Origin of the sequence: Mycobacterium branderi (assembly GCF_010728725.1) — a bacterium.
In the GTDB taxonomy this organism is placed as follows: Bacteria; Actinomycetota; Actinomycetes; order Mycobacteriales; family Mycobacteriaceae; genus Mycobacterium; species Mycobacterium branderi.
Window position 1 is genome coordinate 2,905,981 of the sequence record NZ_AP022606.1, and the last position, 13,495, is coordinate 2,919,475.

The 13,495-nt window shown below is 65.9% G+C and carries 13 protein-coding genes; 5 read left to right on the plus strand and 8 right to left on the minus strand.

Annotation, left to right across the window (positions count from 1 at the left end):
* Positions 1–47: 47 nt before the first annotated feature.
* Complete coding sequence (locus G6N47_RS30435) at positions 48–722, minus strand: Rv1733c family protein (protein WP_428839062.1); 675 nt, start codon at positions 720–722, stop codon at positions 48–50.
* A 78-nt stretch (positions 723–800) separates the two neighbouring features.
* Between G6N47_RS30435 and G6N47_RS14885 the strand changes: the two genes are divergently transcribed.
* The gene (locus tag G6N47_RS14885) at positions 801–1,622 is read left to right on the plus strand and encodes a universal stress protein (protein ID WP_083132542.1); all 822 of its coding nucleotides are present in this window, start codon (positions 801–803) and stop codon (positions 1,620–1,622) included.
* 60 nt (positions 1,623–1,682) lie between these two features.
* A complete protein-coding gene (locus G6N47_RS14890; RefSeq protein ID WP_083132543.1) occupies positions 1,683–2,564 on the plus strand; it encodes a universal stress protein in 882 nt (293 codons plus the stop codon).
* Positions 2,565–2,581: 17 nt separating this feature from the next.
* Here G6N47_RS14890 and G6N47_RS14895 read toward each other — a convergent pair whose 3' ends face one another.
* From G6N47_RS14895 to G6N47_RS14915, 5 genes are all read right to left on the minus strand, one after another.
* Complete coding sequence (locus tag G6N47_RS14895; protein ID WP_083132544.1) at positions 2,582–4,423, minus strand: AMP-dependent synthetase/ligase; 1,842 nt, start codon at positions 4,421–4,423, stop codon at positions 2,582–2,584.
* Positions 4,420–4,641 (minus strand): hypothetical protein, encoded by a 222-nt coding sequence (locus G6N47_RS14900; protein ID WP_372517466.1) that lies wholly within the window; start codon positions 4,639–4,641, stop codon positions 4,420–4,422. Before G6N47_RS14900 ends, G6N47_RS14895 begins: the two co-directional genes overlap by 4 nt.
* A gap of 769 nt (positions 4,642–5,410) precedes the next feature.
* Positions 5,411–5,815 carry a group III truncated hemoglobin gene (locus tag G6N47_RS14905; protein WP_083132546.1) on the minus strand — a complete coding sequence of 135 codons (405 nt, stop codon included), beginning with the start codon at positions 5,813–5,815 and terminating at the stop codon, positions 5,411–5,413.
* Complete coding sequence (locus G6N47_RS14910; protein WP_083132640.1) at positions 5,808–6,479, minus strand: helix-turn-helix transcriptional regulator; 672 nt, start codon at positions 6,477–6,479, stop codon at positions 5,808–5,810. Before G6N47_RS14910 ends, G6N47_RS14905 begins: the two co-directional genes overlap by 8 nt.
* A 174-nt stretch (positions 6,480–6,653) precedes the next feature.
* On the minus strand, positions 6,654–6,935 hold the full coding sequence (locus tag G6N47_RS14915) for a DUF1876 domain-containing protein (protein WP_083132547.1): 282 nt from the start codon (positions 6,933–6,935) through the stop codon (positions 6,654–6,656).
* A gap of 289 nt (positions 6,936–7,224) precedes the next feature.
* Here G6N47_RS14915 and G6N47_RS14920 point away from each other — a divergent pair, with 289 nt between their 5' ends.
* Complete coding sequence (locus G6N47_RS14920) at positions 7,225–7,746, plus strand: GNAT family N-acetyltransferase (protein WP_163659653.1); 522 nt, start codon at positions 7,225–7,227, stop codon at positions 7,744–7,746.
* A gap of 103 nt (positions 7,747–7,849) precedes the next feature.
* A complete protein-coding gene (locus G6N47_RS14925; RefSeq protein ID WP_083132549.1) occupies positions 7,850–9,244 on the plus strand; it encodes an acyl-CoA synthetase in 1,395 nt (464 codons plus the stop codon).
* Between the two features lie 66 nt (positions 9,245–9,310).
* On the opposite strand, the gene dapD is transcribed toward G6N47_RS14925, so the two are convergent.
* A complete protein-coding gene (dapD, locus tag G6N47_RS14930) occupies positions 9,311–10,255 on the minus strand; it encodes a 2,3,4,5-tetrahydropyridine-2,6-dicarboxylate N-succinyltransferase (RefSeq protein WP_083132550.1) in 945 nt (314 codons plus the stop codon).
* 42 nt (positions 10,256–10,297) lie between these two features.
* Between dapD and dapE the strand changes: the two genes are divergently transcribed.
* Entirely contained in the window at positions 10,298–11,368 is a 1,071-nt protein-coding gene (gene dapE / locus G6N47_RS14935; RefSeq protein WP_083132551.1) for a succinyl-diaminopimelate desuccinylase, read from the plus strand.
* On the opposite strand, the gene G6N47_RS14940 is transcribed toward dapE, so the two are convergent.
* Complete coding sequence (locus tag G6N47_RS14940) at positions 11,347–13,437, minus strand: ATP-binding protein (RefSeq protein WP_083132552.1); 2,091 nt, start codon at positions 13,435–13,437, stop codon at positions 11,347–11,349. The genes dapE and G6N47_RS14940 overlap by 22 nt on opposite strands.
* Positions 13,438–13,495: the final 58 nt, after the last annotated feature.

Consider the following 13,495-nt stretch of genomic DNA (forward strand, 5'->3'; position numbering starts at 1 on the left):
GGACGTTGCGCAGCTTTTGCGCTACCAGCAGATGCAGTTGCGAGGATTCATTGTGCCCAGTTGGTGCGCCCACCGTCGCCCTCGACGAGGTTCCAGATCTCCTGTTCCCACTGGACGTCACGCATGTGGCCGACATGGGTGCGCACGGCATCCACCGCCCACATGGCGGCCAACACCACGCTCAACCAAGTCACGATCGCAATAACCGCCGCGTCGGTTGTTGCGCGCGATATCGGCGTTGGTGAGGCGACCCGCTTACCGTCGTCGTCTACCCAAATATGCAGTAGCTCACCGGCTTTGACGTCACTATCCCAGGTGAGACTGCCAGCGTGGTCCGTGTCGTTCAGTCGCCATCTCGCGTAAACGGTGTAAGGGATCTCCGGGGAAGGCATGGCGTTGGCGTCATCGATAGCGATCGCCACGACGGCATGTCTCGTACGGGCCTGCTCGGCGTATTGCTGAGTGCGAGCGTCGTGTACCACGGTGCCGAGTGCGCCCGCACAAGCAGCGGCCAGCAAAACGACCAAGACGGACAGTGCGAGTACGGCTGCCTCAATGCGATCGCTCCTTCGGACGAGTGGATTGCGGCTGAACATCTGAAGAACCGGCCAACTCGCAGGACGAAGCACGAAAGTCTCCATGGCTACTCCAACAGCGTTCCCGTTTCGAGCTCCAGGATGCTTGGCCCACAAGTAACCTCCGTAGAGTCGAATGTCCACCATCGAAAGGGCCCTATGGCTCCTGTCCGGCGGCCGGCCGACCGATAGCGTCGATGTCGACCAACAGATCGGGAGTATGCAATGGCCAATGTGGAATCGCCCGGACCGATTGTCGTTGGTATCGATGGTTCGGAGGCGGCGAAGAAAGCCGCCGAATGGGCGATCAGGGAAGCTATCCACCAAGATGTTCCGCTTCGGCTAGTCCACGTCATCCAACGGGCAAACGTAACCAGCCAGCCGATCGAGACATTCGCGCTCGAACTTGAGTACGCGCAAGGTGCTCTGCGTGACGCCTCTGCGATGGTCGAGGGTGCCGGTATGCCGGTGAAGTGCGAGACAGCTGTGCTCAGAGGCGATATCGATTCGGTGCTCGTCACCGAGTCGAGCGAGGCAAGCCTGATCTGCGTCGGATCGGTGGGCATCGGGCAAGTCGCGCGAAAATTGCTCGGTTCGACTGCCGCCGCACTTGCCGAACACGCACACTGTCCCGTGGCGATTATCCGCCACGACGAACGTGAACCGTGGCGCCAGAACGGCTTTATCGTGGTGGAGGTTGCTGACTACGCCGGCAACGATGACGTCATGCGCTGGGGCATGGAGGAAGCTCGGGTGCGCTCAGCTCCGCTACTGGCCGTTGGGCTACGGCGGTGGACGAATTTCGAGATCGGCTATGCCGGCCTCTATCGTCGCCTCGACCCTTGGCTGCGGCAGTACCCCGACGTGCAAGTGGAAGTCGCTGCCACGCGTATGAGCCTGGCGCGATACCTCGAAGGTTACCGCGACACAATTCAACTCGTCGTCATTGGCAGCGAAAGTGCAGGGAACGCACCGCACCTCCTGGGTCCGCACAGTCCGGCACTCGTTGCTCACGCCGATTGCTCCGTGCTCATTGTGCGGCCGTGATGCCACTGGACGCTTTCGCTATTCGGATGGTTCTGCGGTAGAAGAGATGAGGGGCACGGAATGCCTGACACGACAATGAGATACGGCGTAATAGTCGGTGTTGACGGGTCAGCTGAATCCGACGAAGCGATTGCCTGGGCGGCCCGCGAGGCCATAATGTTCCACTTGCCCCTTACTTTGCTGCACGTTGCTGCACCAGTGACTGTCTGGCCGCTTGGATCGGTGCAAGCAGACATCATTGGATGGCGGAAAGACACCGCACAAGCCGTAATCGACGAATCCTGCAAGACGCTGCGCGCGAACGCGACTGAGCTGGAACTACCTGACGTGCGCACCGAGGTGGTTGATGCGAAGGTGGTGCCGACGCTGGTGGATGCGTCGAAGGATGCGCGGATGGTCGTGGTGGGCAGCGTGGGAATGGGTGCGGTCAGCGGCATGCTGCTGGGCTCGGTCGCCACGGGCCTGATCAGCCATGCGCATTGTCCAGTCGCCGTGATCCATGCGGAGCAGGGCGCGACGCCCGCCCGGGATGCACCGATTCTCTTAGGTATTGACGGATCGCCCGCATCGGAAGCGGCGACCGCGCTGGCCTTCGAGGAAGCCTCGCGACGAGGGGTTGAGCTGCTGGCGCTACATGCGTGGAGCGATGATAATGGGCTGTTAGCGATCCTCGGGAGGGGCTGGGAAGATCGCGAAACCCAGGGCCACGAGGTGCTTGCAGAACGGTTGGCCGGCTGGCAGGAGCGATATCCCGATGTGCGCGTGGAACGGCGGCTGGTGCCGGATGCTCCCGCTCGCTGCTTGCTTGACGAGTCGGAACACGCACAGCTCGTGGTGGTCGGCAGCCACGGCCGCGGCGGGTTTTCCGGCATGCTCCTAGGTTCGGTCAGCTCGGCGGTGGCCCACGCGGCGAAAGTTCCGGTAATCGTGGTGCGAACCTAGCAAGCGCACTACTCGAATCATTCCTCGTAAAGAGCCGACAACTGCTCGGCGAACTTCTCGACGACAACCTTGCGGCGTAGCTTCATGCTGGGCGTCAAGTCGCCGGCCTCGATGGAAAGTTCGCGGTCGATGATCGTGAACTTTTTGATCTGCTCCCAGCGATTCAGTTCCTCGTTGAGCTCGTCGATGTACCCGATGATTAGTTCCCGCGTCTGCGGATCGCGTGCAATCTCGCTGAACGACTTACCCGCCAGCCCGTGCGTGGCGGCCCAGTGGGTGATCTCCTCGTCGTCGAGGGCGACCAGCGCCACGCAGTACGGCTTGCCCTCCCCGTAAATGATCAGCTCGGCCACGTATGGGCAGACGCCCTTGAATCTCGCGGTAATCGCCGAGGGCGCAACGTATTTGCCCTGCGAGGTCTTGAACATGTCTTTCTTGCGGTCGGTGATCCGCAGAAATCCGTCGCCATCAATTTCACCGATGTCGCCGGTGTGCAACCAGCCGTCTTGGTCGAGTGCCTGGGCCGTGGCGTCGGGCAGGTCGTGATAACCGCTCATCACACCGGGACCCTTCAGCATGATCTCGCCGTCGTCGGCAATCTTTACCTCGGTGGCCGGAAACGGCCAGCCAACAGTTCCGAACCGGTATGCGTGGGGACGGTTGATAAACGACGCGGCAGCCGTCTCGGTGAGGCCGTAACCTTCGAGCACGATGATGCCGATTGCGTCGAACCACTGCGCCACGTCCCGGTCCAGGGCCGCGGCCGCGGAGACGAAAAACCGCAGCCGGCCTCCGAACCGTTCCCGGATCCTGGCAAACACCAGCCGGTCTGCGGCCTTGTAGGCCAACGACCAGGACAACGACGGCTTCTTGCCTGCTTGCCGTGTTGCCGACACCTTCAAGCCCACCCCGAGCGCCCACTCGAAGACCCTTTTGGCCACCCAACCCCGCTCGGCGATCATCTGCTCGACGTGAGCATGCGCCTTTTCGAAGATCCGCGGCGCCGCACCCATGATGGTCGGATGTAGGGCCCCGAGGTTGTCGACAATTCTGTCGACGCGACCATCGATCGCGGTCGGAAACCCGATCTGTAGCGGCAGCGCCAGCATGACCTTGCCGAATGCGTGGGCCAACGGGAGCCACAAGAAATTGAGGTCGTCGGGACCGAGGATCCCGAGAGCGTCGATAGCTGCTGCGGTGTAAGTCCACGCGCCATGGGTCAGCCGCACACCCTTCGGCCGTCCAGTAGTGCCCGACGTGTAAATGAGACTCGCAAGGTGGCCGGGTCCGACGGTTGCGGTGCGCTCCTCCACGGCCTTGGGGGAGTCAGCGAGCAATTGCTTGCCCCGCTGCTCGAGTTCGTCGAGGGTGATCACCCAGTCGCCGTCACCTTGGCCGTCGATGATCACGACCTTGCCTACGTCCGGCAGTTCGGCGCGATGCTCGAGCAGCTTGTCCAGCTGCGTCTGGTCTTCGGCGGCCACGACACGGCTGCCGGAGTTGGCGACGATATATGCGACATCGGCGTGGATAGTGGTCGGGTAGACGGTGGTGGTGGCCGCGCCGGCGCACATCACGGCGAAGTCGATGAGAACCCACTCGTAACGCGTCGACGATGCCAGCGCGACCCGGTCTTCGGGGGCGATCCCCAGCGAGATCAGCCCAGCGGCGATGTGGCGCACCCGTTCGCCGACCTGCTGCCAGGTCACGCTTTCCCAGCCGTGGTCTTGCGGATACCGGAAAGCCTCTGCCTGCGGGGTGGCGGCGATGCGGTCGAGGAACATCCGTGCTACCGACGGTGCCCGCTTCTCGATCTTGGCGACGTCGGGATGCTCGATGGGGGCGAAAAGCTTCTTCATACCGGGGTTGTGACGCTGACGTCGATAGACAAATGAGTGCCGATGGTATGTGCGGCCGCCCAGTCGCCGGTTCGCACTGCGTATGAGAAATCGTCGGCCAGCGGGCTGTGGACGCCCAACTCCGCCAGCCACGCCGATACCGTGGCCGCGATCTGCTCTCCGGGTACCCGGGCCGTCCGGTTTTCGTGAAGACAATCGGTCAGCTGGTAGACCGTCATCGTCTGCATGCCTCTGTGTGACTTGTGGAGAGGCCACCGCCATCTGAGGTGATGGTCATCCGTAATTGACGAACCCACCGACGGGGCTGGGACGGCAGAGACGTCGGTCTGGTGCGTCATCGCGCCCGTGACGGCAGCGAATGAACCTGGTGACGTTCCGGTCATGCGTGCGAGGCGGGCTGCCGAATTCATGATCGCCTCCTCATCGAGCTGTATCGGAAGATCCGATCATTTCCGCTGGTTTGGGCAATAGGGCCAAGAGCACCGATCCAATAGGGCTTCTGTCGCGCTTGGAAGAGCCGAAGTGCTAGTCCAAATAGGGTCTTTGGTCGGTGGCCAGCTGCGGGGCTACGCGGTCATCAGTGACGTTCGGCGAGTGCGCGGGGTCGAAAGGCTCTTTTCGGAAACCGCGACAGCGCGAAATGTGATGACTACCAACGCTGCAAAGGATTCGGAGTTGTTCGGCAAGATCAAGCAAGTGGCCGGCACCGGAGCCGTCGTTGTCGGCGTCGGGTGGGTAAGTGTCGCAAGCCTGCCTGTGGCGCACATGCAGCCGATGCGTATCCCCACTGGCGAATTCAACGCCTGTCCCAGCGGCGACGTCGCAGAGCTCCAATACGTGCGGGATCCTCGTGATCCGAATGCGTTCTACGTCTGTGCGGGTGGAGTGCCGCAGCAGCACCGGCGGTGTCGATCAGGGTTCATATTGAACATGCACAGGACGCCGCCCGTATGTCTTCAGTTCACTAATCCCTACAAGCCTTAGCGGTCAGCGCGCGACCAGTACGTCGAGTTCAGCCGCATCGCGGCCCGTCAGCCGGCGGTGCATGGCCCAAGCGATTCGGGCGGCCTGAACCTTGGCGCGCTCGGCGACTGGCCCGCAATACATCTCGTCGACGGTGTCATGCCAGGTGGTCAGCCAACGCACGAAGTGATGACCGGACAGCGGGGTGCGATGGTGCACACCTCGATGAGCATCCAGCGCGCTGCCGCGGTAACGGCCAGCCCGAAACAGCACCGTTTCCCAGAAGTCGCACATCACCGGGATGTGCGAATCCAGCCCTCTGGCACGCACTTCCGTGAATGCCTCGGCGAGGATGTCGTCGTCGAGTACCCGGCCGTAGAACCGCCGCAGCAGGCCCTCAATATCGTTGCGATTGCATAGATCAGTCATGGGCGATCACCCGGGCGATGCACAGTTCGGGTTCGACGAAAGGCTCGAGCTCGGCCCGAAGTGCCGGCCGCTTCGGATTAGTGCCGAGCAATCCCTCCAGCAGTCCACGGTGCAGCGCGCATCCCACCTCCGGGTGAGCGGCAGCCAGTTCGCGTACCGGGCAGGCGTGCAGGCGGATGGTTCGCCTGGTTGGATCTTCAGTCGGAATCAATTCCGGCCCGAATCCCATCCGGTCGAAAACGTCTGCTGTCAAGGCTGTCCGCCGATCAAGAACGTCCCCTGGCGAGTCGGCTGGCTGTGTCAAGCCTGCGGCGATGCGTTGGGCCCAGCGCTTTCCGGCGCGCTCCGCGCGGCACCGACGCTTGTCGACCGTCGCGCCGAGTTCCAACGAAAGAATCTCGGCGAGAGTTTGGTAGCCCAGCTCGGCCTGTCTGGCGATGTAGCCGGTGCGGGGACGGCCAACTCCCGTCGGACTTAATCGTGTGCGTGCGACGACACCTTGCTCGCACAGCGCGTCGAGGTGGAAGCGGACGGTAGTCACATGCAGTTTCAGCTTCTCGGCCAGGGCGGGCGCGTCGACCGGCCCGTCGTGTTCGCGGACCAGCTGAAGAATGCGGTCACGTTGCCGATTACGCGGTCTGCGGGCGGACTGCTGTTTGCCCACCACCGTTGTCTCCCGCCTCCGGGTATTTAGAGGAATTGTTTCCTCGATATTAATGGCTGTCGCGCCTGTCGTCGACGTCCCCGGGCGGTAATCTCGCTCACGTATTGCTGGCCTCGTTGAACCTCGCCGAACGGGATGACGACGACGCGGTGGGCTGGTCAACTCTGGCGTCGGCTAGTGGAAGATAACCACCGGTTCGTGCGTGATGTCGTTGATGTCGGAGGCTGTTGCGGCGAACAACTGGTCCGCCAGATCCGTCAGGGCTCGTGCGACCGCAAGTTGGTCGCCAATGGCTGGGACATCGCGGTCGGCCGGATTGCGATGCGCCAGACCGGTTCCGGTCAATTCACGACCTCGCCAGTGAACCGTAGCCTTGGCGCGGGTATCGTTCGGATGCTGGTCTACTGCGACCTCAAATGTCCACTTCTTCTGGCGTTGCGAATCGTCCTTATTCATCGCTGGTCTCCTGCCGTTGTCGAGTAGCCTCTTCGAATCTGACCATTTCCACCAGTCGGCCACTAGAGCCCAAGGTCCCGCGGGCGAGAGGTCGTTTGTTCGCATTCGGCATCGCATGCAGCGTTCGTCGCGAACGGTTGTGCCTGGAGAGCTGAGAGGGGCCGGTCAAGATCGAACCCAAGTCGTGGAGGGCACGATAAATGGGGTCTAAGGTCCCTGCCTATTCGCTCCGAGGAGCAATAACTTGGTGTCAAGTGTTTTGGCTGTTCGATCGTTAGAGGAGAAGTCGTTGGATACGCAAGCGGCGGAGTCTGCGGCGACGGTTACGCTGCTCGACGGGCGACACGTGCAGCTGCGTCGCCTTTGTGCCGGCGACGCCAGCGCTGTCCTGGCGCTCCACCAGAACCTCTCCGATCGTGATCGTCTTTTTCGTTTCTTCACCCTTCATCCCAGGCATCTGGATGAGCTTGTCCGGCAACTGACTACGCAGGGAGACAAACAAACCGCGATTGGTGCGTTCGAGGACGACCGCCTGATCGGAGTGGCAAACTTCGTGGTGTCTGACGATCCCAGTGTGGCTGATGTAGCGATTGTGGTGACTCATGAGGAGCACTTGCACGGTGTGGGTACGGCTTTACTAAAGCACCTTGCCCACCTCGCTCGTTCCCAGGGAATTCAACGCTTTCTGGCTGATGTCATGGCAGAAAACACACTCATGCTCCAAGTATTGTCCTACTTCGGCTGGCCGAGTCACCGACTAGATTTCGGATCGGTTCTTCACGTCGAGGTCGAATTGCCCGAGAGCTTCTAACGTGAGCGAATGGCCGCCTGCTCCGCGACGCATCGCGCTTGCACCGACAATGGAACTCATGTACTTGGGAGCGTGACGGTGCCGAGCAGGTAACCTCGCTCACGTGTTGCTGGCCTCGCTGAACCCCGCCGCTGCTACCGATCTGAGCGATGCGGTGACGATCGGCGGCGTCACGTTCAGCCGCAGCGACCTGGTCGGCGCCGCGACATCCGTCGCCGAACGGGTCGGGGGTGCGGATCGGGTCGCGGTGCTGGCCACGCCGAGCGCGCCCACCGTGCTGGCGATCACCGGCTGCCTGCTGGCCGGCGTACCGGTGGTGCCGGTGCCCGCCGACGTCGGGCAGGCCGAGCGACGCCACATCCTCACAGATTCGGGTGCCCAGGCGTGGCTAGGGGAGGCGCCCGAGGAGACCGAGGGCCTGCCGCACATTCCGGTGCGGCTGCATGCCCGCTCGTGGCATCGCTATCCGGAGCCGGCGCCGGAGTCCACCGCGCTGATCATCTACACATCGGGTACGACCGGTCCTCCCAAGGGGGTGCAGCTGAGCCGGCAGGCGATCGCCGCCGACCTGGACGCCTTGGCCGAAGCGTGGCAGTGGACGGCCGACGACGTCCTGGTGCACGGGTTGCCGCTGTTTCATGTACACGGTCTGGTGCTGGGGCTGCTCGGCTCGCTGCGCGTCGGAAACCGCTTCGTGCACACGGGAAAACCGACGCCGGCGGCCTATGCTCAGGCCGGCGGCACGCTGTATTTCGGCGTGCCGACGGTGTGGTCGCGGGTGGTGGCCGACCCGGCCGCGGCCGAGGCGCTGCGAGGCGCGCGGTTGCTGGTGTCCGGCAGTGCGCCGCTGCCTGTGCCGGTGTTCGACCAGTTGGTTCGGCTCACCGGCCATGCGCCCGTCGAACGCTACGGCAGTACCGAGTCGCTGATCACGCTGTCGACCCGCGCCGACGGCGAACGCCGCCCCGGCTGGGTGGGCCTGCCGCTGGCCGGCATCGAGACTCGGCTGGTCGACGACGCCGGCGGCCCGGTGCCGCATGACGGGGAAACCATTGGGCGGCTTCAGGTTCGGGGGCCGACGCTCTTCGATGGCTACCTGAACCGGCCGGACGCCACCGCCGAGGCGTTCGACGCCGACGGCTGGTACCGCACCGGGGACGTCGCCGTCGTCGACTCCGGCGGTATGCACCGCATCGTGGGCCGCGAGTCGGTCGACCTGATCAAGTCCGGGGGTTACCGCGTCGGTGCGGGCGAAATCGAGACGGCGCTGCTGGGGCATCCGGGTGTGCGTGAGGCGGCGGTGGTCGGGTTGCCCGACGAGGATCTGGGCCAGCGGATAGTCGCTTTCGTTGTGGGCGACGTGGACTCGGGTGCGTTGATTGACTATGTCGCCCAAGAGCTTTCGGTGCACAAGCGACCGCGTGAGGTGCGCGTCGTCGACAGCTTGCCGCGCAACGCGATGGGCAAGGTGCTCAAGAAAGAGCTGCTGAGCTCTTAGCGCCGAGAGTGAAACCTACGACGGTGCCACGGCGTGTCGCGTCGCCGATTTCACAGTCGGCAGAGGTTAGTTCGCGTGCAGGTCGGCGTTGAGTGCAATGCCCTGGCCGTCGCGCGAGACCACCTCGACGGCGCCGGTCAGCGAATTGCGGCGAAACAGCATGTTGCTGCCGCCGGACAGCTCGCGTGCCTTGACCGAGCTGCCGTCGGGCATCGCGACCTTGGTGCCGGCGGTGACGTACAGGCCCGCCTCGACCACACAGTCGTCGCCCAGCGAGATGCCCAGCCCCGAGTTGGCGCCGAGCAGGCAGCGTTTGCCCACCGAAATGACCTCACTGCCACCGCCGGACAGCGTGCCCATGATCGACGCGCCGCCGCCGACATCGGAGCCGTCGTCAACCACCACGCCCGCCGAGATGCGGCCCTCGACCATCGAGGCGCCCAGCGTGCCGGCGTTGTAGTTGACGAAGCCTTCGTGCATCACCGTCGTGCCCGCCGCCAGATGCGCGCCGAGGCGCACCCGGTCGGCGTCGGCCATGCGCACCCCGGTCGGCAACACGTAGTCGACCATGCGGGGGAACTTGTCGACGCCGTACACGGCGACCGGCCCGCGGCGGCGCAGCCGCGCCCGCACTGTCTCGAAACCCTCGACGGCACAAGGGCCTTGGCTGGTCCACACCACATTGGTCAACACGGAAAAGAAGCCGTCGACGTTGAGGCCGTGCGGCGCGACCAGCCGGTGCGAAAGCAGGTGCAGCCGCAGATACGCGTCGTAGGCGTCGGTCGCCTTGTCGTCCAGCGAGCCGATCACGGTGCGCACCGCGACGGTCTCGGTGCTGCGAGCGTCGTCGCGGCCCACCAGCGCAGCCAGCTCGTCGGGCACCTCGGCGACCGACAGCCGCACGGTGCCACTCTCGCCGCCGTCGATCAGTTCCGGTGCGGGAAACCAGGTGTCGAGGACCGACCCGTCGGCGGCCAGCGTCGCCACCCCAATACCCGAAGCTCCAGTCACGGTGGCAACGCTACTAGATGCCCGGCGGCTACCCTTGAGACCGTGCTGGACCTACGCGGCGACCCGATCGAGCTGACCGCGGCGTTGGTCGACATCCCCAGCGAGTCGCGGCACGAAGCCCGCATCGCCGACGAGGTCGAGGCGGCGTTACGAGCCCAAACGTCCGGCTTCGAGATCATCCGCAACGGCGAGGCCGTGCTGGCCCGCACCCAACTGGGCAAGCCCACCCGGGTACTGCTGGCCGGCCATCTCGACACCGTCCCGATCGCCGACAACGTGCCCAGCCGCCGCGACGGCGACATCCTGCACGGTTGCGGCACCGTCGACATGAAGTCCGGCGACGCGGTCTTTTTGCACCTGGCCGCCACCGTGCCCGAACCCGCCCACGATCTGACCCTGGTGTTCTACGACTGCGAGGAAATCGAAGCCGCCGCAAACGGTTTGGGCCGCATCGAGCGTGAGCTGCCGGACTGGCTGGCCGCCGACGTGGCGATCCTGGGCGAGCCCACCGGCGGCTACATCGAGGCCGGCTGTCAGGGCACGCTGCGCGTCGTCGTGCACGCAACGGGCACCCGCGCGCATTCGGCGCGATCGTGGTTGGGCGACAACGCAATTCACAAGCTGGGTGCGGTGCTGGACCGGCTCGCGGCGTACCAGGCCCGCGATGTCGAGATCGACGGTTGCACCTATCGCGAGGGGCTTTCGGCGGTGCGCATCGAGGGCGGGGTGGCCGGCAACGTCATCCCCGACGCGGCGTCGGTGACGGTCAACTTCCGCTTCGCGCCGGACCGGTCGGCGGACGCCGCGCTGCAACACGTGCATGAGGTGTTCGGCGGGCTCGACGTGCGCATCGAACAGACGGATTCGGCGGCGGGCGCGCTGCCGGGACTCGCCAAACCCGCCGCCAAAGCTCTGGTCGAGGCGGCCGATGGGCGGGTCCGGGCGAAATACGGCTGGACCGATGTGGCCCGGTTCGCGGCCCGCGGCGTTCCAGCCGTCAACTACGGGCCGGGCGACCCCAACCTGGCGCACCGCCGCGACGAGCGGGTGCCGGTCGAGCAGATCACCGCCGCCGCCGAGATGCTGCGGCGCTACCTGACCAGCTTTGCCTGAGCAGCCGCGTCGGCGGCGGCGGGCTGCAGCCCGGCGTCGGCCAGATCGGCGGCCACCTCGGCCAGCGCCGCGGAATCACCGGCAGCCAGCGCCCGGGCATGCGCCAGCGTGAGCCTGCCGAGCACACAGTTCACCTCGACGGCCAGCCGTTCGGCGCGATACACCGCCCGGGTGTCGCCGAGCCGCGCCGCGTCGGCCAGCGCACGCAGCGTGATCGCCGACTGCCCGCCGCGCTCGGCCGCCTGCGCGGCTTCGCGGGCTGCCTCGATCGCGCCGGTGGTGTCGCCGCGAGCCGCTTTCGACCACGCCTTGGCCAGCGCCAGCTCCGGAGTGAAGAGCGCCGACTTCAGGCCGTGCCGCGACTCGGCCCGGCTCAAAGCCTTTGCCGCTTCGGCTTGTTCGCCCTGTTGGCCCAGCGCCTGTGCCAGCAGCATCAGCGACAGGGGGCCCCACGAGTAGCCGGTCCGCGCCAGCGTGTCGGCGGCCGGCCCTAGCAGCGACACCGCAGCGTCGAAGTCACCCTGGGCGATCGCCGCATAGGCGACCAGCACCTCGCCGATCGCGCGGCCCGGCTGCTGCAGCTCGGCGAAATCGGTGTAGCGCTGCGCCACCGTGCGCGCCGCATCCGGCCGGCCCGCCATCACCAGCGTCGTGACCAGCGCGAACCCGCTGGTGAACCGCAGCAAACCGGGGTGCTCGCCGGCCAGCGCCCGGCCCGCCAGCGCCTCGACGTCGTCGAACCGCCCGATGCGGGCCGAGCACAGCGCCGCCGTCGACGCCGCCCATCCGACGCCGACCTGGTCGGCGTGCGGCGACGCCAGGACCTCGCCGGCGATCCGCAATGCGCTCAGCGGCGTGCCGGCGTTCATCGCGAACGTCGCCGCCAGCGCGTCGAGGGTGGCCCGGGCGGTCGGCGACGCGACCCTGTTACGGGTGGTGCGCAGAAACGCGGTGGCGCGTTCCGGCTCGTCGAGCATCCAGAACTGGTTCGCCGCCCGCGGCAGCGCCCACGCCATCAGCTCGCCGTCGGTCAGGGTGTCGGGGTCGACCTCGGCCAGCACCGCGCCGGCCTCTCGGCCGCGACCCTGCCACCCCAGCGCGTAGCCCAACGTCAACCGCGCCGCCAGCGCGCCCGATCTGTCCAGCGCCGCGCGGGCCAGCCGTTCGGCCAGAACCAGCGCGCCGAGCCGCAGCGCTTGCTGTGCGGCGCCCGAGAAGTCCTCAAAATGTGCGTCGCTGTCGATCGCCAGCGCTGCGAGTCGCAGCTGGTCAACGATGTGGTCGGAGCGACGGGCGGACAGCTGGCCGACGACCGCCGTGCGCAGCGCCCGCGCGTCTGCCGGCCCCAGCCCGGCGCGCACTCGTTCGGTGTAGAGCGGGTGGCCCGCATGGACCATTTCGCCGTCGGCGGCGCTCACTGCGCCCGCTGCTTCGGCCTGCTCGACGGCCTGTTCACCGGCCAGCCCCGCCAGGTCGCTGCGGACCAGCGGTTCGGCGACGGCCAGATAGTCCAGCGCCGTGCGAACCGGGGCAGCCAGGCCGCTCAGATACTCGTCGACCAGCCCGGGCAGCGGGGCAGTCCGGTCCGGCGGCTCGACCTCGATGCGGGTGAGCAGGTCGTCGGTCCACAGCGCGGCCACCGCATCGGGTAGCTCGCTCTCGGAGCGGACGGTGACGATCAGCCGCGCCGAGCGCTTCAACGCCAACTGGTACACCAGTCCCGCCGACAGACTGTCCAGCTCGTGCGCGTCGTCGACCACGACCAGCAGATCGCCGCCGGCCACCAGCGAGTCGTGCGCGGCGCGCAGCAGCGCGGCGGGCCGGCCGATCTCCGCCACGTCGACGAGATGCCCGAACGCGCCGAACGGCACCATTCGCAGCGACGGGGTGCCCGTCACCCACCGAACCGTCGACGGCCGGCGCGCGGTGAACCTGTCCGCGGCCGCCCGAGCGGTCAGCGTCTTGCCGGCGCCGTCGGCCCCGACCAGTACCGCACCGGACCGGTCGAGTGCGGCCGCCACCTGATCCAGCACGGCTTTGGCCGGCGCGGCAACCCACCCAGTCGGCATCGCCGGATTTTATTGCCCGTCGCATGCCTGGCACGGCGATAGGCCGAAATACGCGCCT